Below are 21,922 nucleotides of genomic sequence, written 5' to 3' on the forward strand. Positions count from 1 at the left end.
CCCCCACCCTGACAGGGAGTAAGTATCCCCACCCTGCAATCCCTAAAAATAGGAAAAACCCTGTCAGTGTCAGCGTGATTAAACGTTGAAATAACAGGGTTTTCATGAAATTCTACAAAAATGATGGTCCCGACAAGTCTCGAACTTGCGACCCCCACCTTGTCGAGGTGGTGCTCTCCCAACTGAGCTACAGAACCGTATTAAAATACATAAAAGTTTAATATATCAATGTTATTATTAAATTTTACCATAAAAAAATTAGCGGTACAATCTAAAAATAACTAATTTTCCATTACCTGTATTTACTAGCTACTCTACTTTGACAAGCAGGTGTCATCTAATACAGGCAATGTATAACAAAGCCATTTTTGTTTTAATGGTAAAAGAAAAGACTATGTATATATTTGTTTAGACATTGACGATTATAACTTTAAATAGTTCCTTTAAAATGATTAATTCTTTAAAAAAAGCATAAACATGTGAATAAGTTGTGAAGGCGAGTAGTGGCTATTGAAAGCTGTGTATTCCATTTAGTATATTAAAACCATCACGTGACAGTTTGGAGGGATTTACTTGGGATCGAGATGCTGAAAATAGGCGAACTAGCTGAAATGACAGGTATTACGAAACGTACAATTGATTATTATACGAATTTAGGTTTGCTAAAAGCGCAACGTTCTAGGTCAAACTATCGCTATTACACCGAAGATGCAGTGGAGCAACTTCGCTTTATTGAACAGAAAAAAGGGGAAGGGCTTTCATTAGAACAAATAAAAGCACTTATTGAAGTTGAAATGGAAGAAATTGATATTCACCAAATACGTGTACAAATGCAACAACTTGAAAAGGATGTAGCTATTTTACTAAAGCAGCTGTCAAAAGAAGATCAGCGTGACAAACAGAAAATTTTAAAAAACATGAAGTCAGAAAGTATGGGACTTATTCAATCATTATTATTACTTATACCTTAGGAGGTGAAGTCTTACGTTATTACGTGAGACAACTATTTGACGACCGGAATAAATTTGACGATTTTTATTATTTTATTAGTGATGACTGCCTTTTTTGTTGCAACAGAGTTCGCGATTGTAAAGGTGCGTCAATCTCGTATTGACCAGTTAGTCGCTGAAGGTGTACATGGTGCAACATCTGCCAAACATGTAACGACGCATTTAGATGAATACTTATCAGCATGTCAGCTGGGGATTACTGTTACAGCCCTTGGTATTGGTATGGTTGGAGAAAAAACGTTTGAGTTTATTTTACATCCGCTATTCAGTTCAATAGGAATTAGTACAGACTATATTCATTTTTTCACGATTGGTGGAGCGTTTATGATTGCTACGTTCCTACATGTAGTTGTTGGTGAGTTAGCGCCGAAAACTGTAGCAATACAAAAAGCAGAGGCTATTACGCTTGCATTTGCTAAACCAATTATGATTTTCTATAAAATTTTGTATCCATTTATTTGGTTCTTAAACGGTTCAGCACGTTTGTTAGTAGGCATATTTGGCATGAAGCCAGCAAGTGAGCATGAGATGTCCCATACAGAAGAAGAACTTCGCTTATTATTAGCAGAGAGCTTTAAAAGCGGTGAGATAAACAAAAACGAATTGAAATATGTGAATAATGTATTTGAATTTGATGATACAATTGCCCGTGAAATTATGGTACCCCGTACAGAAATTGTTGGCTTCGATATTACTGCTTCGTTTAAAGAAATTATTACGGTAATTTCTGAAGAGCGTTATACTCGTTACCCGGTTTATGACGGAGATCGTGATAATATTATCGGTTTCTTTAACATTAAAGATTTTTTAACGCAAGGAATTAGTAATCGTGTAACAGAAGATACATTCCGTTTTGAAGAATTTGTTAATCCGATAATCAAAACGATTGAAACTATACCTATTCAAGATTTACTTGCAAAAATGCAAAAAGAACGTATTCATATGGCGTTGTTGCTCGATGAATATGGTGGTACTTCTGGTTTAGTAACAGTTGAAGACATTTTAGAAGAATTAGTCGGTGAAATCCGTGATGAATTTGATACAGACGAAATTGCAGAAGTACAAAAAGTGGGGGACGGGCATTATATTTTGGACGCAAAAGTGTTATTAGATGATGTCTCAAAGCTACTTTACATTGATATTGAAAATCCGGATATCGATACGATTGGCGGCTGGTATTATGCTCAAAATACAGATTTAATTGATGATGTTGTCATTGAGTATGAAAACTATGCATTTTCAATTTATAAAAAAGAAGATCATTATTTACGTTTTATTGAAGTGAAAAAATTACCTGAAGTTCAAAACGAAACTGCAGCAACTATAGAATAATAATAAAGCTAGGGAATTCTCCTAGCTTTTTATTATAGGATTGAAACAATTCATAGTAGTATCTACTGTTTTCTCTTCATATAATATTGGGAAAATTACATATTGGGTTAACAGAGCTTTGTAAATACACATAAGGAGTATCACATGGAAAATTTTGATATTATCGTGTTAATCAAGTACATTATTATTGGTTTAGTACAAGGTTTTACCGAACCTATACCTGTTTCCTCAAGTGGTCATGTAATGATTGCTAGTGAGCTTCTCGGATTGGGAGAGCAAGGCTTTATTTTTGCCATTTTAACGAATACGGCTTCTTTAATTGCCATTTATTATATTTTCCGTGAAGATATTGCACGTTTACTTGTGCATTCGATTCTATATTTAAAAAAGAAAGAAAAACGTTATTTAGCAGATTTTAAATTTGCTGTATTTGTTATTGTAGGAACAATTCCTGCTGGGGTATTAGGCGTACTTTTAAGTGATTTTATTGCTGAAAATACTAGTATGACTACGATTGCAATTACTTTGTTCATTACGGGAATTGCGCTGTGGCTCATTCGTAATTTACGCGGTACTAAGCGTGATGGAGATTTAACTTTGAAGGATGCTATTTTTGTTGGTTTCGGTCAAGCAATTGCTTTAACACCAGGTATTAGCCGATCAGGGGCAACAATCATTTCATCGATGGCTGTTGGCATGAAACAAGATACCGCGCTTCGTTTCTCTTTTATGCTCTATATCCCTATAAGCTTAGGCGGAGTAGTGTTAGGTGTGCAGGAATTTATTGAACATCCAGCTGAACCATCGCTTGTTATTCCGTATATTGCAACATTTATTGCAACACTTATCATGACTTATTTTGCAATGCGGTGGTTTATGGGCATTATGAAAAATGGCAAGCTAGCATATTTCTCATATTATTGCTTTATTGTCGGAACATTACTGCTGATTTTTTACTAAAAATATCAATAGTGGCTGTAAATATAGTACATCCCTCAGACTGTAGGTGAACTCGAAAAAGAGAGTTTGCTTCGGTCTTTTTTATATGAGTTTCTTAATAATTACAGGAATATTAGTGCTAAAAGATGGTTAGTAATTATATATCTGTTTCGAACAAAGAATTTCTTTATTTCGCACATTACGTTACAAATGCTGTACTATCGATGTATTATAGAAGTTGAGGTGACAAAAATGTTTATATCAGAAAAACAAATCGAGGTGCGCTACGCAGAAACGGATCAAATGGGTGTCGTGTATCATGCGAATTATATTATTTGGTGTGAGATTGGTCGCTCGCAGCTTGTAAAAGATTTAGGATTTGAATATGCGCAGCTGGAGCGTGATGGTTTTTTATCGCCTGTATTAGATTTTTCAGTGCAGTATAAAGCGGCTATGCGTTATGGACAAACAGCAACAATTCGTACTTGGATTGAATCGCATTCGCGCTTGCGTACTACATACGGTTACGAAATTTTACATGAGGACGGGACAGTTGCGGCGACTGCAACATCTGTACATACTTTAGTGAAAAAGGAAAATTTCCGCCCGATTGCTTTATCGAAAATATCACCGGAATGGGAAGCTGCTTATGTAGCAAATGCCCGGAAGAAAGCCGATAAATAATTGTGGAGTGTACTTACACAATAATATTAAAGACAAGTATCCGCTTGAAAAATGACTAAAGTTAAAATATTTTTAAGAAAATGCACATTACTAAATTTAATTTAGTAGTGTGCATTTTTTTTGGGGGTAAAAAGAATAAATGTTTTATTAAAAGATAGACCATTTAGATTAATGATGAAGATTTCGAGAGAATTTGTAAGAAGTTATAACTGCAATAAGCAAGGAAAATAATAATAAGATTAAAATAATACTAGGCATGTGGTTTGGTACTACAAATGAAAGCCCTAAAATGATAACCCCTACAAGCATTAGTAATTTCGCTGCAAAACGATTTGATTTTTTCCACACGGTTTCGTTTCTTAAAGTCCATGGTGTTCTCAAACCATATACTGCATTTGGTTTCGTTTTTTGCATTGGATTTGCTAGTAAAATAATCGTAATTCCAACAATGACACCTGTTACTAGATTACTGTTTAATTCAAATTGAAGCCCTTGCGCAAGAATAAATCCATGTAACATTAATAAAACAATCATCATTCCGTTAAGTACATTGAATGTCATTTTATTTGTAGATTCTGTACTTTTTATTTTTTTACTTAAAATAATAGTTCCTAGTAATAGCATCATCAAAATAGGCACAATAATAATCGCTAAACTTTTTACTACAAATAAATCTGCCTCTTGTATATTCCAATGGATTGGTACTTCCTGCGTTAAATTTGGATAGGCTATCCCACCTGTTATGAAAGCAACTAGTAATACTGCAATTGAAAAGAAATACTTTTTCAAAAATCTCATCCCCTTTAACCTTTTTTAAAACTTAGAACCCAATGAATAATATCTTGGAACACCGTAGTATTTAGTGAATAATACAGATGTTGTCCCTTTCTTTCTTGAATGATTAAATCAGCGTTTTTTAAAATATTTAAATGATGCGATATGCTTGGCTTACTAATATTGAAATTGTCACTGATTTCTCCAGCTGTTAAATCTTTTTCTTGAAGAAGGCCTAAAATTTCTCTTCTAGTAGGGTCCGCTAAAGCTTTAAAAACATCATTCATTTTTTTCTCACCTCCATATTTAGGTATTTAGACAATCATCTAAATGAATTGTATAAAATGCCAATTTGAAAATCAACTGTTTTTAACAGATTTTCTCATAATGATAAATTATTAATATTTAATAGTACAAATCGAGGACGCTTTTTTTATAGTCTTAACAGTAGTTTTCTTGGTATAATTAAGTTCGTGACTATTTTTGATTGAACGGAAAAAGGAGGTGTGTTCATGACGCAAAAAATCGCCATCGAAACGGTTCGTTGTCATATTTTATTAACGAATACCGCACGCGAAGCAGTAAAACAGCATGTTCCAGATGAACACGCCTTTTTCAACTTGCAAAAAAGCTTCATTGTGTATATAGAGAAACTGGCCATTGAACAAACACAGCTTGCGATTACATTATATTTCGATAATGAAAAAAACCGTGGACTGAATAAAATATTCAATGACCGCGTTGTCATTATGGATTGTGTATTTGATTTAAAAAACGGTCTTGTAGCAAAAAGCTTCCGCACGCGCGGCAAAGGGACACCTGTTGCAACGAATCGCCGAGAGAAACTACTGATTAACTTTGTACCATCTCGCATTAGCGGGCATAGCTACCCAGAAAAATTCATTCAAACTTTAGCCGCGCTCCCTGTAGCACAGGAGCGTTTTGATTATGTCAATAAACGGATTTCCTCTTGGGAAGGGTATTTAAAAGTACTTGATAAAAATGCAGCAATTGATGATATAGTAGCAAATTTTACAAATTGTACGTTTAGCACGGATTTCGCACATATGACATTTAAATGTGACGGCATTGACCAAAAGCAATGGAAGCAGTTAAAAGGTCTTAGTGCACGTATGAAGGGCTTCAGGCAAGAAATTGGTGAGGTCATCAAAGTGAATCGTAACGATCGCACTGTTGACATCGAATTAAAAGCAGATTTCGCTAAACTAGCCCGTAAAAATGAATTGCATTTCTCATCAGAGCACGTTGAATTTAGTAATGCTTCAACAAAATCACAATTAAAGCGGCTTTTAAAAGGCTTTGAACGTTTAAAAGAAGGTTTAGCTGCGAATGCCAATTTAGAAAATATTTTATTCGAAGATAAGCCAGTTATTACAGAGCGTAGACAAAATATTAAGCTAGAATTCCATAATCAACTAAATGCTTTTCAGCAAGAGGCAGTTAGTGGCGCGATGAGTGCTGAAGACTTATATGTTATACAAGGGCCACCTGGTACAGGGAAAACGACGGTTATTTCTGAAATTTGCTATCAAAATGCAAAGGCGGGCTTGAAAACACTCGTTGCATCTCAGTCTAATTTAGCTGTTGATAATGCCCTTAGCCGTCTATTGTCGAATAAAGATATTCGTATTTTGCGTTACGGTCGTACTGAAAGCATTGAAGAAGAAGGTAAGAAATTTATCGAGGAAAACGTCGCTGCTTATTGGAAAAAGCAAACATATGAAGCTGTTTCCTTTGAAATCGACAACCAACCGAATAAAGAATCTGAATTAAAGGCTACAATTGACGATTGCGAGCAAAAATTAAGTGAGCTTGCTGAGGAAAAAGTAAAGCTAGAGCTTGATATTGAACGAAAAAACGCAGCTGCGGAACAATTAATTAAACTTGAAGAAGAAATTTCAGAGTTAAAAAAACAACTTGCCCCATTAAAAAAAGAGCGCGAAAAAGTTGAAGGCACAATCGCAAAGCTAACTGAAACGAAACAACATGCGATGGTTTTATTGAATAATTTTAAACAGCAACTTGATTCTTTTGATACTGAACAAGTGCTTGTAGAAAAATTACAAGTGTTAAAAGCACAATATGAAACGGTTACGTCGCAGTTACAATATGCCGAACTAAAGATCGAACAACAGTCGCTTCAGCAACAAGTATCAGATATCGCTGCACGCATCGGTACTATGACAACTAGTACAAACGCTATTGATGAACTAGCTGAACGTATTTCACAGTTGAAAAAAGTCCATGAAGTAGAGGCATTTATGGAGGAACATCATATTCGTCGTAATTTTGTACTCGATCGATTACTCACTTCTTTGGAAAAACTTCAACCCGAGCTTGATTCATTTAAACCTTTAAAAGATATTTCGGCGCGCTTAGAAAAAGCTATTGTGTATAGTGAGACTACACTAGGTATTCGGATAGAAGCACCGCAATCTCTACAAAATCATCATTATTCATTGCTCGAAGTAAATGAATTTTTAACGAAGCTTAGTCGTGCTTTCGCAGAAAAGAAGATTAATGCCCAAAATGGCACGCGCTCCATACAAGGTTTATTGTTGCGAAGAGCATATATTGACCAACTTCAAGTAAAGTACCAAGATTTAATACGCGAAGTGTTAATCATTTTTACGAAACTCAAAGAAGAGTTAATCGATTTATTTAAAGAACAAATTGGCAGCAGTGAGGCGCAAGTAAATGAACTGCGCGCAAAAGAGCACCAGTTAAAAGGAAAACTCACAGCGCTGACATTACATTTGGAATCGCTAGCTCCGACTGAAGAAAGTGTGCATTCTTTACAGCAAAAGCGAATGCAGTTAGATACGGAAAAACAATCAACAGAGGCGAAGTTGAACGAGCGTAAACAAGTTGCAGAACAATATAATGCAAAGTATTCTGACATACAGCAAATAGATGAACAGCTAATAAACGGTGAGAATGTATTAACATCGGTAATAGAACAATTAAAAGAAGTAAATACACAAGGGCTGGCCCTTGAAAAAGATAAAGTAGAACTTGAGCAACTTACAAAGCAAAATCCTGAACTCGCACTTGCGAATACTGAGCAGCAAATAATGAGTATGACCGCCAAAAAGGAAAAACTGCATAATCAGCTAGATATTTTACCGTTAACGCAAGAATTGCAAAACGAATGGCAGTCTATGTTGGCAACAGCAAGTGATTATGATTTAGATGAAATTCGAAAATTATACGTGAAACATGCAAATGTGATTGGGACAACTTGTGTCGCATCCGCGAATAAAGAATTTATGGACAATTATCCAACGTTTGATGTTGTCATTATTGATGAAGTGTCGAAAGCGACGCCACCTGAACTACTATTACCTATGTTAAAAGGGGCTAAAATTATTTTAGTAGGGGATCATCACCAGCTACCACCGCTTGTCGGAGATGATACGTTCGAGGAAACACTGGAGCAAGTCATTAAAGATAGTGACACTTTTGAAGAAAAACGTGAGCTCGAAAAACTACTAGAGGAATCACTTTTCGAACGATTATATAAAAACTTGCCACAAGCAAATAAAAAAATGCTCGCAATTCAGTACCGTATGCATGAAAACATTATGCAGACAATCGCACCGTTTTATAAAAATGAAAACGATGCACTACAATGTGGGTTAATAGATTCAAATAAAGCGCGGGATCACTTACTTGAAACGTCACTATTCAATCGAGACAATCATTTATTATGGCTCGACATTCCGCATAACAAAGCTCATTTCGAGGAACGTATGAAGGAAGGCGCAAGCTTATTTAATACATCAGAACTCGAAAAAATTCGTCAACTACTAGTTGAGATGAACGATGCAACGGCGCAAGCGAAACAAGCCGGGCTAATGGATGCCAATGCGCTTAAATCAGTAGGGGTTATTAGCTTCTACGCAGAGCAAGTGAAGCGTATTAACCGAATGATTGAGCAAGAACTCAATATTCCGCATCTTCACATTCGAACGGGTTCTGTCGATAAGTTCCAAGGAATGGAGATGGATGTTATTTTAGTTAGTATGGTACGTAATAATGATGGTCACGGCGATATAGGCTTTGCCAAAGATTATCGTCGTCTCAATGTGGCATTATCACGTGCGCGGGAATTACTAATCATGATAGGTAGTACTGAAATGTTTACGAAACGCCCGAAAAAATCAGAAACACGTGCCATGTATAGCCATTTGCTAAATGTTGTTAAAGAGCAGGACGGATACCGCGCATAGGAGGATGTATGGAACTACAAAAATTTGAACAGCAAGTTAAAAGTAAACTACCACTCCCGAAGTCAACGAAGCTCGTTGCTGAAAAACAATTTTGCATTCCAATTCATACAGTACAAGTTACGTATCATCCAGTGAGCCGCACACCGATGGATATTTTAATGAAAATGATGCTCATTGCTTTTGGAAAAGGGACATTTCGTGATGGGGAAACACTTGCGGATGTATTACTAGTTGAGCCATTGTTTATAAATGATTTACTTAATAAAATGAAGAAAACAGGGCTCCTTATACAAGATGAAGTAATCTCTTTAACCGAGAAAGGGAAGCAACAGTTGACGAACGGCATTTTTGAGGAAGAATTAGATGAAGATCGTCGTGAGCTTCTATATAGCCCGTTACATCAGGCTTATATAGAGGGTGATATTGAAGATGTGCTAGATTTTGATGAGTTTCCAGAAGAGATTGACTATGCACTAGGCTTAACTGTTGAATTTGACGAACAAAAAACACTTGATGCATTACAACTAGCAGTAGCACATCATACAGAAACTGATGAAGCGGAAACACCACAGACAATTGTTACCTCAGTGAAAGCAACTGAAGAACTGCAAATTAATGATGTACCGTGTTTCCAATATATTTTGTACGATACAGAGAATGATATTTTTGATGTAAGAGTATTTAATACTTTAACAATCGCGTGGGATGAACAGCTAGAGCAATTAATAAAGGACAAAGAACTTATGATCTGGCGCGACCTATATAACATGAAATGAGTGTGATTCAATTGACAAACACAAGTTTAATTTTAGAAGGAGGCACTTTCCGTACGATTTATTCGGGTGGGGTGCTTGACGCTTTTTTAGATCATAACGTCCATTTACCGTATATCCTAGCAATTTCTGCTGGTGCGATTAATGCCTGTTCATATGTTTCAAAGCAAAAAGAAAGAACGCTTCGTGTATTTACAAATTATCGACATGATAAGCGTTATATGGGGATAAATAACTTTTTTAAAGAACGTAGCCTTTTCGGACTGGATTTTGCCTATAATGTCATTCCAAATGAACTCGATTTATTCGATTGGGATACGTATCAACAGTTTGATGGCAAGCTCGAAATTGGGGTAACAAATGCTTACACGGGACAAGTAGAATATATGGATGCACTACAAATGGATAAGGAATGTATGATGTTACGTGCTACTTGTGCAATTCCAGTTTTGTTCCCGGAAATAAAACTAAATAACGTGCCCTATTATGATGGGGGTTTAGCTGATCCGATTCCTGTTTTCCAGGCAGAGGAGAAAGGATACGATAAACATGTTATTGTGTTAACACGTCCAAAAGGCTACCGCAAAACGTTGGATCGCCAAACAAAATTTGCTATGAAACTATTATCAAAACGATATCCCGCGCTAGTGCAAAGTATGCTGCAGCGTGCAGATAAATACAATGAAACAATTGCCTATTGCGAGCAGTTAGAAGCTGAGGGGAAGGCCTTTTTGTTCCGCCCAGATCATGCACTAAATAGCTTTGAGAAACATATCCCACAAATTCATAAAAACTATGCGATGGGCTATGAGCAAAGTACAGCGCAGATGGAAGCATTAAAACAATTTATTGATAGATAGAGGTGTCTTTTATAGGCATCTTTTTTCTTTTCCGCTATAGTTACAGAGAGGTGATTTAATGTTAAAAGGAATGCCGATTTCGGTTTTAGATTTAGTACCCGTATTAGAAGGACAAACGACTAAGCAAGCATTCGAACGTGCTAAACAACTTGCAGTGCTAGCAGATGACTTAGGGTACAAACGTTATTGGGTAGCTGAGCATCATAATAGCCGTGCGATTGCAAGTTCAGCTACTTCGGTTGTTATTGGGTATTTAGCTAGTGCAACGAAAAATATTCGCATTGGTTCAGGTGGTGTCATGTTACCGAACCATGCACCCCTCATTGTAGCAGAGCAATTCGGTACGCTCGATGCAATGTATCCGGGACGCATTGATTTAGGGCTAGGTCGTGCACCTGGTACTGATCCCTTTACTGCCCGCGCATTACGTCGCCATGCTGGAGAAGATTTTGAAGGGGATTTACTAGAGTTGTATCGATATTTAAGTGGAGCTAAAGAGACAGACCATATTAAAGCTTATCCTGGATTTGGCGCAAATATTCCATTATGGTTACTTGGCTCCAGCTTATTTAGCGCGGATTTAGCTGCTCGGCGTGGGCTACCTTATGCTTTTGCTAGTCACTTTGCGCCAGATTATTTAACCCGTGCTATCAAAATTTATAAAGAGCAATTCCAACCATCTGAACACTTAGAAAAACCACATATGATGGCGTGTGTAAATGTCATTATTGCGGATACAGATGAAGAAGCGCACTTTTTGGCGACGACCTATTACCAATTTTTCTTAAGCATTATTCGCCGTGACCATCAGCTACTAAAGCCACCTGTTGAAAATATGGATGAAATTTGGTCATCATTTGAAAAAGACGCTGTCATGCAGCAACGTCAATATACGTTTATCGGTAGCCAGCAAACTGTAAAAGAAGGTCTGGAGCAATTCGTGTCTGACACTGGTGTAGACGAAATTATGGTCACAACATCGATTTATGATGAGAAGGCACGTGCGAAGTCGTTTACATTATTAAAAGAACTTTTCTAAAACCGTGTTTAGAATGTTATCAATAGTACACTTCTTATTATCTATTAATTTAGATGTTGAGGAGTGTATTTTTTTGTTGTTAAAATTTGCATCTGGTGGCTTTATTGCAGACAGGAGATTTAACAATACAACAGATTCGAAAAACAATAGTTAACGCGGCAGGGACAAAAGCACATGAAGTACGAAATTATCAGTCGTACATTCGGATGTGCATATCACACTGTACAAGTAAAATATTTAGGACAAAAAAGCACAATAATACATAATTTAACGAGGCCTCAGAAGAGTTGAGTTGATACTAGATAGGTGACTGTATATCTCGATTGTTCTCAGAGCGATATTAGGCAAGTACATAATACATAAGAAACTATTGAGGAACACGAGTTAATCCATTCCTCTTTTAATAATTGAGACGTACTTAATTTTCTTATAAAAAATTTCTATATCTAGATAAAAAGTATCAAAATTGATATTATTGTTTATATTCGTAAATTATTTTGTTACTACAAAGATAATCTTGATAAAGGAAGTTACTTATGAGAATAAAGCATAATATTTCATCTTTAAATACAAATAACAGGCTACAAAATAATAGAGGAAAACTTGAAAAAAGTTTAGAGAAATTATCTTCAGGTTTTAAAATTAATCGTGCAGGTGATGACGCTGCTGGATTAGCGATTTCTGAAAAAATGCTTGGACAAATTCGTGGTTTGGATATGGCGGGTAAAAATATTCAAGATGGAATTTCACTAGTACAAACTGCTGAGGGTGCATTAAATGAAGTACATTCACTTCTTCAGCGCGGAAGAGAATTAAGTGTTCAAGCCTCAAATGATACAAATACAGATATCGACAGGGAGGCAATCCAAAAGGAAATTGAAGAAATTAAAAAAGAAATAACATCTATCGGAAACAATACTGAATTTAATACTAAGAAATTACTTGATGGTTCAGTTTCATACCAAACTAACCCTTCTACTCCCCAATCTACATTAAAGGCTACAGGAGCAGGAGGTGGAAGTTTTACAGTAGATGATGGATGGATTGATTTCGGAAACGATCCAAGCAATCAGCACAAAGCTAAACTCAATGAAGGTGAAAAGGTTATAGACGACCCAGCAAATTGGCTTTTTACAAAATTATCAATAGGTGTTTATTACGATAATGGTGTTCCACAAAGTTTGAGTATACACTCTATACCAGACGGATTTATTATCACACATAACAATCCTAGTTTAATATTTTCATATAACGGTATAACAATTGATTTGAGTCAATCAAAACCACCTAATGGTTCAAGTGGGTCTCAACACCAAGGCAACATCGATCTAACAGCAGGAAATAACGATGGTGAAATAATAAACGATGTAGATAACAGCTTGAATTTTCAAATTGGAGCTAATTCAGGACAAACTATTAATTTATCAATATCAGATGTTCGTTCACAGGCAATTGGAATAGATAATGTATCAGTTTTAAACAACGCTTTAGCTCAATATGCTATAAGTAGCTTTGATAGCGCAATTAATGCCGTTTCTGGTGTGCGTTCTAATTTAGGAGCATATCAAAATAGATTAGAGCATACATATAATTCAGTTTCGAACACTTCTGAAAATCTTCAATCTGCTGAATCACGTATTCGTGATACTGATATGGCAAAAGAAATGATGAATTTTACGAAAAGTAATATATTAATACAGGCTGCGCAATCCATGTTAGCTCAGTCTAATAAGCAACCAGAAGGTGTACTACAATTACTTCAATAAGGAAAGAAGATGAAAAGTACATTCTTAAATAACACTGATACAAAAAGACTGAAGTAGAAGATTTGACACACTATGTATCAGGTTCGAATTATTAACATCTTTCAACCTTTACTGCGAGAGAGATTCAAAATGAAACAGGTCGTACTGTAAAAAATTTTATAACGATTACTAAAAAGCCTGTGATTAGTCAAAAGATCAACCAGGTTGGTGACATAAATTCTAGAAATGGGGTAAGTGTGCGGGAGACTGTTTATATTACAAATCGCTTTGCGAGAGTCAATCTTGCAAGGCTTATATTTTACATATGCACTACGCTTCTTTTTTCGAGAAGTATGATTTTTAATAAAAAATACATAGGTTTAATAAGAAGTGGAAAATAAAACTAATAACTGTATTTAGAATTGTTGTAAAATTCATTTTTTGATGTTACAATAATTTTCAATTGAATAGTCTTATCAAGAGAAGCAGAGGGATATGGCCCGTCGAAGCTTCAGCAACCTCTAACTGCGTTAGAAAGGTGCTAATTCCAGCGGGGGAATACCCCGAGAGATAAGAGTGAACGGATAAAGCCTCTCATTCTCTTATGCTGGAATGAGAGGTTTTTTATTTTAGAAATGGGGGGATTACATTGCCAATTAACATTCCGAAGCAACTGCCTGCAGGAGAGCATTTGCGACAAGAGAAAATTTTCGTAATGGAAGAGGACCGTGCGAAAACACAACAAATACGACCATTAAATATTTTAATATGCAATTTAATGCCGGAAAAAGAGAAAACAGAGTTGCAATTGCTACGACTACTAGGAAATACACCATTACAGGTAAATGTGACGTTTTTAAATACTGCTACATACGAGTCAAAAAATGTGTCTAAATCACACTTAGAATTATTTTACTCAACATTTAACGAAATTAAGCATCGTCGATTTGATGGGATGATTATTACTGGAGCGCCTGTCGAGAAAATGGAGTTTGAAGACGTTTTATATTGGAAAGAAATCGAAGCAATTATGGACTGGGCTAAGGTTAATGTAACGTCAGTTATGAATATTTGTTGGGGTGCACAAGCAGCACTTTATCATCATTACGGTATCGGTAAATATGAATTGCCTAAGAAATGCTCAGGTGTTTATTCACACGTTATTACTGATTTAACGGTTGATTTAGTACGCGGCTTTAGTGATGAATATGTAGCACCACATTCACGCCATACTTCCGTTTCCATTGAAGAAGTACGTGCTCATCCTGATTTGCGTTTACTAAGCTACTCAGAGGATGCAGGAGTATTTATCGTGCAGTCGAAAGATAATAAACAAATAATGATTACAGGTCATTTAGAATACGACGCAACAACACTTGCCGATGAGTATTCTAGAGATGTTGCGAAAGGCGAAGAGATTGACATGCCAATAAATTATTTCCCTAACAATGATCCAACAAAGGATCCGAAACATACATGGCGGGCTCATTCTCATTTACTGTTTTATAATTGGTTAAACTATTATGTCTATCAAGAAACACCGTATGTATGGCATTTTGTTGATGAGGATATTGAATATTATATATAAAAAATAGTGCCTAATGGGGAAGTTATTTTCTCCACGGCACTTTTTTTACTTAGCTTTTAATATGGTACTTTCAACACCACTTAAACGGGTAAATATTTTTTCGTTCCATTTGATAGCAAATTGCACGATTGGTCCGAGACATAATGCCATTAATACCGTACCTATTCCCACTGGACCACCTAGTAGAAAACCTAGTAGTGCGACAGAAACTTCCATAGTTGTGCGCGCAAAAGTGACAGACCAGTTGAAACGATGGACAATGAATAGCATTAACATATCGCGTGGACCGGCCCCTAAATTTGCTACGATATACATCCCACAGCCTATTCCAAGTAGGAAGAACCCGCTAACAAAGGCGAAGAACTGCATCCAAACGCTATTAAATGTTGGGATCAAAAAATTAAAAATATCAATAAAAATCCCAGCTAACAGCATATCTAACACCGTACCGACAAGTGGCCATCTTTTGTTAAGGATTGAGTCAAATGCTATAATGGCTACCCCAATAATGATGGACCAAATACCGATCGTTAAACCAATAGATTGTGCTAACCCGATATGAAGAACATCCCACGAACCTACGCCAACAATTTGACCTTTAATCGTTAATGAGATGCCGAGTGATAAAATAATAATACCGACTATAAAAAATAGCCAGCGCCAAAAAAATGCTTCTTTCACAAACTAACCCTTCAATTCTGTATAATCTAGATGTCATTCATCATTATATAGATATTACAAGGGAAACTTCAAAAGAATGTTTTTTCAGTCTATTTTTTATATTCGTATAATAATTCGTCGGTTTGTTGATTAACAGCAACATGTAAATCATGATCATTAAAAAACCACTCATCACTTTTCTCAATGTAAAAATGAATATCGTTTTTTTCAGTTTCCACACCAATTTCATGTGGTTGTTCACGATTCATACCAAGAGAAAAACCTTCATGAAATGGAGATGTCCCGCCATAACGTGCATAAAATCGAATATAATCGCCTTGCTCTACTTCCATTTCTTCTATAAACCAATTCATTGCTGCATCTGTTATTACAATATTCATAAGAACCCTCCGCTAACATTTTATACTAATATTGTAGCGGATTTTTTAATGAAGTAACAGTGGCTAGGCTACTTCATTAAAACTGGCGATATATAAGCAAGTTTCGAATATTAAGTACTGTAAAACAACAAAATAATCCTTATTAAAATAACAACGCAATGATTAGCTTTCTACATTACGCCTACTAAAGTAACTGCATTATAATAAAGCGGCATTATTTTACCGATATTCTGCAACCAATTAGCTATACTATCGATTAAAAAAACACTTGCTACAATCAGGTATGACTATACTCCTTGAGGAAGAAATGGGGAGTACATTATCAAATATTACAATTTTCAAGTCACCCATTTAACGATGTTATAGAATTCTAATAGAAAAAAAGGTCTTCCCGGTAGGAAAACCTTTTATCGAAAGCTTATACATATAATAAACCTTTAAATCCATTTGACTTTTGGTTCAGTACCGTCTTTAATACGTTTAATGTTTTCTCGATGTCGGTATACAATAAACGTAAATAAAAACGCAATTAAAATAAATAAGGCAAAATCACCTGTTACAATCCAGTAAATAATGCTATAAATAAGTGCGACCAATGCGGCCATCATAGATGTTAAGCTAACCATTTTTGTTAACTTTAGTGTAATGAAAAACGTAAAGAATAATACTACGAATAGCGGCCACGCATACCCAAGCACGACACCTGCTGAAGTTGCAACCGCTTTTCCACCGCGAAAACCAGCGAAAACTGGGAACATATGTCCAACGACAGATACAATACCTAAAATTAATGGATGAATGTTCGTTTCAGCAAAGAAAGGTAATAATGGTAATAGGACAGCAGCAGTACCTTTTAACACATCCATAATTGTTACGACTAAACCGGCCTTTTTACCAAGAATGCGAAATGTGTTTGTTGCACCTAAATTTCCACTACCATGTTCACGAATATCCGTTTTATAAAATAGTTTACCAATCCATAATCCAGAAGGAATAGAACCGATTAAATAAGCACAAATGAGAACGATTGCATTGATCATACATGTGCTCCTTTCAAAAAAAGTTATTAGTTGGTACTAATACATTGTGTTAAATATTATACACTGTTTTATTGATTAGGGAATAGTGAATTTGCAAGGTTCTTTTCTTTTTTTAGGAAAGTTAGATGTTTATTTGGAATTCATTTAGAGCGCTCATTGTCCAACTAGTAATTTTGATGTTACAATTAATGTCTATGCAACTAGACAGTGTATTGACAGCTAGTGTTATTATAAGTACGATGAAAAAGTATTAGAACGTTTGTTTGTTTTTTTGGAGGGGATTTGTTTTGGCGAAAAGTCAACCGATCGCATACAATGACGATGCGATACAAGTATTAGAAGGTTTGGAAGCAGTCCGAAAGCGTCCAGGGATGTATATTGGTTCAACTGATGGGCGAGGCCTTCATCACTTAGTCTATGAGATTGTAGATAATGCCGTGGATGAAGCACTTGCCGGATTCGGTTCCCATATCATTGTAAAAATCCATGCTGATAATAGTATTAGTGTACGTGATTTTGGACGAGGTATGCCTACTGGAATGCATAAAATGGGAAAACCAACACCTGAAATTATTTTCACTATCCTGCATGCAGGGGGGAAATTTGGACAAGGTGGCTATAAAACGAGTGGTGGTTTGCACGGAGTAGGTTCATCTGTCGTTAATGCACTTAGTAGTTTTTTAGAAGTTACGATTCATCGCGATGGGCAAATCCATCGTCAACGATTTGAAGCAGGCGGGAAACCTGTGACATCACTTGAAATTATCGGGAAAACAAAAGAAACTGGGACACTTGTTCATTTCTTACCAGATGATTCGATTTTTTCGGTAACAAAATTTAATTACGACACAATAGTAGAGCGCCTGCGTGAATCAGCGTTTTTATTAAAAGGCTTAAAAATAGAACTTATTGATGAGCGAGCTGAAGGACAGCACGAAATCTTCCATTATGAAAACGGAATTGAAGCGTTTGTCGCTTATTTAAATGAGGAAAAAGATGTGCTTCACCCTGTAAAGTATGTAGAGGGGACACAGCAAGATATTGAAGTCGAGTTTGCTTTCCAGTTTAATGATGGCTACTCAGAAACAATGTTATCATTTGTCAACAACGTACGGACACGTGATGGCGGTACACATGAAACAGGTGCTAAAGCGGCAATGACACGTGTATTTAATGATTATGCTCGTAAAATAGGCTTACTAAAGGAAAAAGATAAAAACTTAGAAGGCGCAGATATTCGGGAAGGATTAGCAGCGATTGTTTCCGTTCGTATACCTGAGCAATTATTACAATTTGAAGGGCAGACTAAAGGGAAGCTCGGGACTAGTGAAGCCCGCTCAGCAGTTGATTTAGTCGTGTCTGAGCAGCTCTTATATGTGCTAGAAGAAAACGCTGAGCTATCTGCCTCACTCGTACGTAAAGCAATTCGTGCACAGCAAGTCCGTGAAGCAGCACGTAAAGCGCGTGAGGATGCTCGTAATGGCAAGAAAAATAAAAAATCAAGTACACTGCTATCTGGTAAGCTAACACCTGCCCAATCACGAAATGCAGCGAAAAACGAGTTGTATCTAGTCGAAGGTGATTCTGCTGGTGGATCTGCAAAGCAAGGCCGAGATCGTTCATTCCAAGCAATATTACCACTGCGCGGAAAAGTAATTAATACGGAAAAAGCTAAGCTACAAGATATTATGAAAAATGAAGAAATTTCTACAATCATTCACGCTATTGGTTCCGGTGTCGGAGCTGATTTTACAGTTGAGGATGCCGCGTACGATAAAGTCGTTATTATGACCGATGCCGATACGGACGGTGCACATATTCAAGTGTTACTGTTAACGTTTTTCTATCGCTATATGCGTCCGTTAATTGAGGCTGGTAAAGTGTATATTGCATTGCCACCACTTTATAAAGTGTCAAAAGGGACAGGCAAGAAAGAAGTAATTGAATATGCTTGGACAGAAAATGATCTCGATGCTGCGATAAAAAAAGTTGGTAAAGGGTATATGCTACAACGTTATAAAGGACTTGGAGAGATGAATGCAGATCAGTTATGGGATACAACGATGAATCCTGAAACGCGGACATTAATTCGTGTCACGATTGATGACGGTGCACGTGCTGAACGTCGAGTAACAACATTAATGGGCGATAAAGTTGAACCTCGTCGTAAATGGATCGAAGCAAATGTAGACTTCGGTATGGAGGATGAAGCGAATATTTTAGAAAATGAATTCATCCAGCATGAGGAGGACTAGTTAATGACGACAGAACGATTTCAAGATTTACCTTTAGAAGAAGTAATGGGCGATCGATTTGGTCGCTATTCCAAATATATTATTCAAGACCGCGCGTTGCCTGATGCACGTGACGGTCTTAAACCTGTACAACGCCGGATTTTATATGCGATGTTCAATGAAGGTAATACACAGGACAAACCTTTCCGTAAATCAGCGAAAACAGTCGGTAACGTAATCGGTAACTTCCACCCACACGGTGATTCTTCTGTGTATGAAGCGATGGTACGTATGAGTCAAGATTGGAAAGCGCGTCATATGCTTATCGAAATGCACGGAAATAACGGTTCAGTCGATGGAGACCCAGCAGCTGCCATGCGTTATACAGAAGCTCGTCTTTCTGCAATCGCTGGTGAGATGTTACGTGATATCGGGAAGCGCACAGTTGAATTCGTGCCAAATTTTGATGATCAAGATATGGAGCCTACTGTTCTACCTGCGCGGTTCCCGAACTTGCTAGTGAACGGTTCAACAGGGATTTCTGCGGGGTATGCGACTGATATTCCACCACATAATTTACTGGAAGCGCTTGATGCTGTATTAATGCGTATAGACAGACCGGATTGTACAGTAGACGAGCTTATGACTGTTATTAAAGGACCGGATTTCCCAACAGGTGGTATTATCCAAGGGGTAGACGGCATTAAGAAGGCGTACGAAACAGGTAAGGGTAAAATAATTATTCGTGCGAAAGCAGAAATAGAAGCAATTAAAGGCAATAAAGAGCAAATTGTTGTTACGGAGCTGCCGTATGACGTCAATAAAGCAAATTTAATTAAAAAAATGGACGAGCAGCGTGTTGATAAACGATTAGAAGGTATCGCTGAAATTCGAGATGAATCGGATCGAAACGGTTTACGTATCGTCATCGAGATGAGAAAAGACATTGCTGCTCAAGGGATTTTAAATTATTTATTTAAATCTACAGACCTACAAATAACATATAACTTCAATATGATCGCTATTCATAATCGCCGTCCAACAATGATGACATTACCTTTAATGTTAGACGCGTATATTGCACATCAAAAAGAGGTCGTAACTAAGCGTACGGAATTTGATTTAGCAAAGGCAAAAGATCGTTTACATATCGTTGAAGGTTTGATGAAGGCATTGTCGATTTTAGATGAAGTCATTCATACAATTCGATCATCTAATGATAAACGAGATGCTAAAAATAATTTGCAAGCTAAATTTCACTTTACTGAAATACAATCTGAAGCAATCGTTAGCTTACAATTATATCGTTTAACGAATACAGATATTACAGAGCTGCGCGCAGAAGAGGCAGAATTAATAGCGCTTATTGAAGAGTTATCGAGTATTTTAAATGATGCAAAAAAACTTGCACGTGTAATTAAGAAAGAGCTATTGGATATAAGAAAGCGTTTTGCAGAGCCTCGCCGTTCTGTAATTCAAGCAGAAATAGAAGAAATTAAAGTGACGCTTGATGTGCTAGTACCAAGTGAGGAAGTAGTTGTTACGGTGACGAAGGATGGGTATGTGAAACGTACAAGTCTTCGGTCTCATTCCGCTTCAAATGGTAAAGATTTTGCAATGAAAGAATCGGATTATTTACTGTATGAAGAAACATTAAATACTCAGCATCATCTGCTGCTATTTACGAATAAGGGCAATTACATTTATCAGCCTGTTCATGAACTACCTGATATTCGATGGAAAGATCTAGGTCAACATATTTCAAGTATTGTTCCGTTAGATGTGGAAGAAGAAATAATTGAAGCGATTGGTATAGATAAATTTGAACAAGAAGAAGTCTTTATTTTTACAGCAACGAAGGACGGACAAATTAAGCGTTCACCACTTGCTGATTATGTTGTAACACGTTACTCAAAGCCGATTAAAACGATGAATGTGAAGGCTGGAGACGAAATGATTAAAGCGTCTTTAATGACGTCAAATCAAGAAATTTTATTAACGAGCAATACTAGTTATTCTATTCGATTTAGCGCGGAAGAATTGCCTGTTACTGGCGTTAAAACAGGTGGCGTTAAAGGCATTTTATTAAAAGAAGGGGAATATTTAGCCGCGGCTAATTTACTCCGTCCAGGTGCTGAACAAGATGTCATTGTTGTGACGCAGCGTGGAGCTGTAAAACGAATGAGTGTTAGTGAGGTCGAACTTGGCAATCGTGCTAAGCGCGGCGTCGTTATTTTAAAAGAATTAAAAGCTAATCCACACCGAGTATTTGATGTGCTTGTAGTTACTGTTAGCAATCAAATTTTACTCGAAACAGAAAATGGAATACAAGAAACAGTACAAGTCGTGAACTTAAATCGTGCAGATCGCTATTCAAATGGTTCTTTAAAAGTAGATACTACAGTAGATGGTGCATTAGTGCGTGCGGTTGTTATGAAAAATTAAAAGAAGTTCGTATTAGCAATTAAACTTATCGATTTTTAAATACAAGTGTAGAAAAAGCTGCGAAAGGTGTAAGCCTCTTGCAGCTTTTTTACGTATATTGACATTTATAATTAAATACTATAATATTCAAAGTATTTCGGATTCC

17 protein-coding genes, 1 tRNA gene and 1 riboswitch are annotated in these 21,922 nt (G+C 36.5%); of the genes, 12 read left to right on the forward strand and 6 right to left on the reverse strand.

What is annotated here, in order from left to right:
* Positions 1 to 124 precede the first annotated feature (124 nt).
* Positions 125 to 197 (reverse strand) — tRNA-Val (locus AAFN87_RS16940).
* A gap of 387 nt (positions 198 to 584) precedes the next feature.
* On the opposite strand from AAFN87_RS16940, the gene AAFN87_RS16945 reads away from it, so the two are divergent.
* The 4 genes from AAFN87_RS16945 to AAFN87_RS16960 all read left to right on the forward strand — a co-directional run bounded on the left by AAFN87_RS16945 (position 585) and on the right by AAFN87_RS16960 (position 3,965).
* Positions 585 to 971: a MerR family transcriptional regulator gene (locus tag AAFN87_RS16945; protein WP_347792247.1), complete on the forward strand. Its 387-nt coding sequence runs from the start codon at positions 585 to 587 to the stop codon at positions 969 to 971.
* Between the two features lie 36 nt (positions 972 to 1,007).
* A complete protein-coding gene (locus tag AAFN87_RS16950; protein WP_347792248.1) occupies positions 1,008 to 2,342 on the forward strand; it encodes a hemolysin family protein in 1,335 nt (444 codons plus the stop codon).
* Between the two features lie 144 nt (positions 2,343 to 2,486).
* The gene (locus tag AAFN87_RS16955) at positions 2,487 to 3,302 is read left to right on the forward strand and encodes an undecaprenyl-diphosphate phosphatase (RefSeq protein WP_347792249.1); all 816 of its coding nucleotides are present in this window, start codon (positions 2,487 to 2,489) and stop codon (positions 3,300 to 3,302) included.
* Positions 3,303 to 3,533: 231 nt separating this feature from the next.
* A complete protein-coding gene (locus tag AAFN87_RS16960; RefSeq protein WP_347792250.1) occupies positions 3,534 to 3,965 on the forward strand; it encodes an acyl-CoA thioesterase in 432 nt (143 codons plus the stop codon).
* Positions 3,966 to 4,133: 168 nt separating this feature from the next.
* Here the strand turns inward: AAFN87_RS16960 and AAFN87_RS16965 are convergent, their stop codons facing one another.
* Together AAFN87_RS16965 and AAFN87_RS16970 are read right to left on the reverse strand one after the other, a co-directional pair.
* Positions 4,134 to 4,754, reverse strand: coding sequence for an SdpI family protein (locus AAFN87_RS16965; RefSeq protein WP_347792251.1), 621 nt, complete (start codon positions 4,752 to 4,754; stop codon positions 4,134 to 4,136).
* Positions 4,755 to 4,768: 14 nt separating this feature from the next.
* On the reverse strand, positions 4,769 to 5,026 hold the full coding sequence (locus AAFN87_RS16970; protein WP_347792252.1) for an autorepressor SdpR family transcription factor: 258 nt from the start codon (positions 5,024 to 5,026) through the stop codon (positions 4,769 to 4,771).
* Between the two features lie 225 nt (positions 5,027 to 5,251).
* Here AAFN87_RS16970 and AAFN87_RS16975 point away from each other — a divergent pair, with 225 nt between their 5' ends.
* From AAFN87_RS16975 to metA, 6 genes are all read left to right on the forward strand, one after another.
* The gene (locus AAFN87_RS16975) at positions 5,252 to 8,992 is read left to right on the forward strand and encodes a DEAD/DEAH box helicase (RefSeq protein ID WP_347792253.1); all 3,741 of its coding nucleotides are present in this window, start codon (positions 5,252 to 5,254) and stop codon (positions 8,990 to 8,992) included.
* Positions 8,993 to 9,000: 8 nt separating this feature from the next.
* Positions 9,001 to 9,768, forward strand: a complete 768-nt coding sequence (locus AAFN87_RS16980; RefSeq protein ID WP_347792254.1) for a nucleoside-diphosphate sugar epimerase — start codon at positions 9,001 to 9,003, stop codon at positions 9,766 to 9,768.
* Between the two features lie 2 nt (positions 9,769 to 9,770).
* On the forward strand, positions 9,771 to 10,625 hold the full coding sequence (locus AAFN87_RS16985; RefSeq protein ID WP_347792255.1) for a patatin-like phospholipase family protein: 855 nt from the start codon (positions 9,771 to 9,773) through the stop codon (positions 10,623 to 10,625).
* A 58-nt stretch (positions 10,626 to 10,683) separates the two neighbouring features.
* Positions 10,684 to 11,664 carry an LLM class flavin-dependent oxidoreductase gene (locus AAFN87_RS16990; protein ID WP_347792256.1) on the forward strand — a complete coding sequence of 327 codons (981 nt, stop codon included), beginning with the start codon at positions 10,684 to 10,686 and terminating at the stop codon, positions 11,662 to 11,664.
* A 536-nt stretch (positions 11,665 to 12,200) separates the two neighbouring features.
* Positions 12,201 to 13,430 carry a flagellin N-terminal helical domain-containing protein gene (locus tag AAFN87_RS16995; RefSeq protein ID WP_347792257.1) on the forward strand — a complete coding sequence of 410 codons (1,230 nt, stop codon included), beginning with the start codon at positions 12,201 to 12,203 and terminating at the stop codon, positions 13,428 to 13,430.
* A 449-nt stretch (positions 13,431 to 13,879) separates the two neighbouring features.
* Positions 13,880 to 13,986, forward strand: a riboswitch (SAM riboswitch).
* Between the two features lie 72 nt (positions 13,987 to 14,058).
* Positions 14,059 to 14,997 (forward strand): homoserine O-acetyltransferase MetA, encoded by a 939-nt coding sequence (gene metA / locus AAFN87_RS17000; RefSeq protein WP_347792258.1) that lies wholly within the window; start codon positions 14,059 to 14,061, stop codon positions 14,995 to 14,997.
* Positions 14,998 to 15,042: 45 nt separating this feature from the next.
* On the opposite strand, the gene AAFN87_RS17005 is transcribed toward metA, so the two are convergent.
* The 3 genes from AAFN87_RS17005 to plsY all read right to left on the reverse strand — a co-directional run bounded on the left by AAFN87_RS17005 (position 15,043) and on the right by plsY (position 17,098).
* The gene (locus AAFN87_RS17005) at positions 15,043 to 15,678 is read right to left on the reverse strand and encodes a YczE/YyaS/YitT family protein (RefSeq protein WP_347792259.1); all 636 of its coding nucleotides are present in this window, start codon (positions 15,676 to 15,678) and stop codon (positions 15,043 to 15,045) included.
* Between the two features lie 89 nt (positions 15,679 to 15,767).
* A complete protein-coding gene (locus tag AAFN87_RS17010; RefSeq protein WP_347792260.1) occupies positions 15,768 to 16,058 on the reverse strand; it encodes a HesB/YadR/YfhF family protein in 291 nt (96 codons plus the stop codon).
* 437 nt (positions 16,059 to 16,495) lie between these two features.
* Positions 16,496 to 17,098 (reverse strand): glycerol-3-phosphate 1-O-acyltransferase PlsY, encoded by a 603-nt coding sequence (plsY, locus tag AAFN87_RS17015; protein ID WP_347792261.1) that lies wholly within the window; start codon positions 17,096 to 17,098, stop codon positions 16,496 to 16,498.
* A 287-nt stretch (positions 17,099 to 17,385) separates the two neighbouring features.
* Here plsY and parE point away from each other — a divergent pair, with 287 nt between their 5' ends.
* On the forward strand, positions 17,386 to 19,353 hold the full coding sequence (parE, locus tag AAFN87_RS17020; RefSeq protein WP_347792262.1) for a DNA topoisomerase IV subunit B: 1,968 nt from the start codon (positions 17,386 to 17,388) through the stop codon (positions 19,351 to 19,353).
* 3 nt (positions 19,354 to 19,356) lie between these two features.
* Entirely contained in the window at positions 19,357 to 21,777 is a 2,421-nt protein-coding gene (gene parC, locus AAFN87_RS17025) for a DNA topoisomerase IV subunit A (RefSeq protein ID WP_347792263.1), read from the forward strand.
* Positions 21,778 to 21,922 lie beyond the last annotated feature (145 nt).

Origin of the sequence: Solibacillus sp. CAU 1738 (assembly GCF_039888725.1) — a bacterium.
Classification (GTDB): Bacteria; Bacillota; Bacilli; order Bacillales_A; family Planococcaceae; genus Metasolibacillus.

What these genes read in the sequence shown, in the direction of transcription:
- AAFN87_RS16945 (WP_347792247.1), top strand. Translation starts at nt 585, where the DNA reads ATGCTGAAAATAGGCGAACTAGCTGAAATGACAGGTATTACGAAACGT.
- AAFN87_RS16955 (WP_347792249.1), top strand. Translation starts at nt 2,487, where the DNA reads ATGGAAAATTTTGATATTATCGTGTTAATCAAGTACATTATTATTGGT.
- AAFN87_RS16960 (WP_347792250.1), top strand. Translation starts at nt 3,534, where the DNA reads ATGTTTATATCAGAAAAACAAATCGAGGTGCGCTACGCAGAAACGGAT.
- AAFN87_RS16970 (WP_347792252.1), bottom strand. Translation starts at nt 5,026, where the DNA reads ATGAATGATGTTTTTAAAGCTTTAGCGGACCCTACTAGAAGAGAAATT.
- AAFN87_RS16975 (WP_347792253.1), top strand. Translation starts at nt 5,252, where the DNA reads ATGACGCAAAAAATCGCCATCGAAACGGTTCGTTGTCATATTTTATTA.
- AAFN87_RS16980 (WP_347792254.1), top strand. Translation starts at nt 9,001, where the DNA reads ATGGAACTACAAAAATTTGAACAGCAAGTTAAAAGTAAACTACCACTC.
- AAFN87_RS16990 (WP_347792256.1), top strand. Translation starts at nt 10,684, where the DNA reads ATGTTAAAAGGAATGCCGATTTCGGTTTTAGATTTAGTACCCGTATTA.
- AAFN87_RS16995 (WP_347792257.1), top strand. Translation starts at nt 12,201, where the DNA reads ATGAGAATAAAGCATAATATTTCATCTTTAAATACAAATAACAGGCTA.
- AAFN87_RS17010 (WP_347792260.1), bottom strand. Translation starts at nt 16,058, where the DNA reads ATGAATATTGTAATAACAGATGCAGCAATGAATTGGTTTATAGAAGAA.
- plsY (WP_347792261.1), bottom strand. Translation starts at nt 17,098, where the DNA reads ATGATCAATGCAATCGTTCTCATTTGTGCTTATTTAATCGGTTCTATT.
- parC (WP_347792263.1), top strand. Translation starts at nt 19,357, where the DNA reads ATGACGACAGAACGATTTCAAGATTTACCTTTAGAAGAAGTAATGGGC.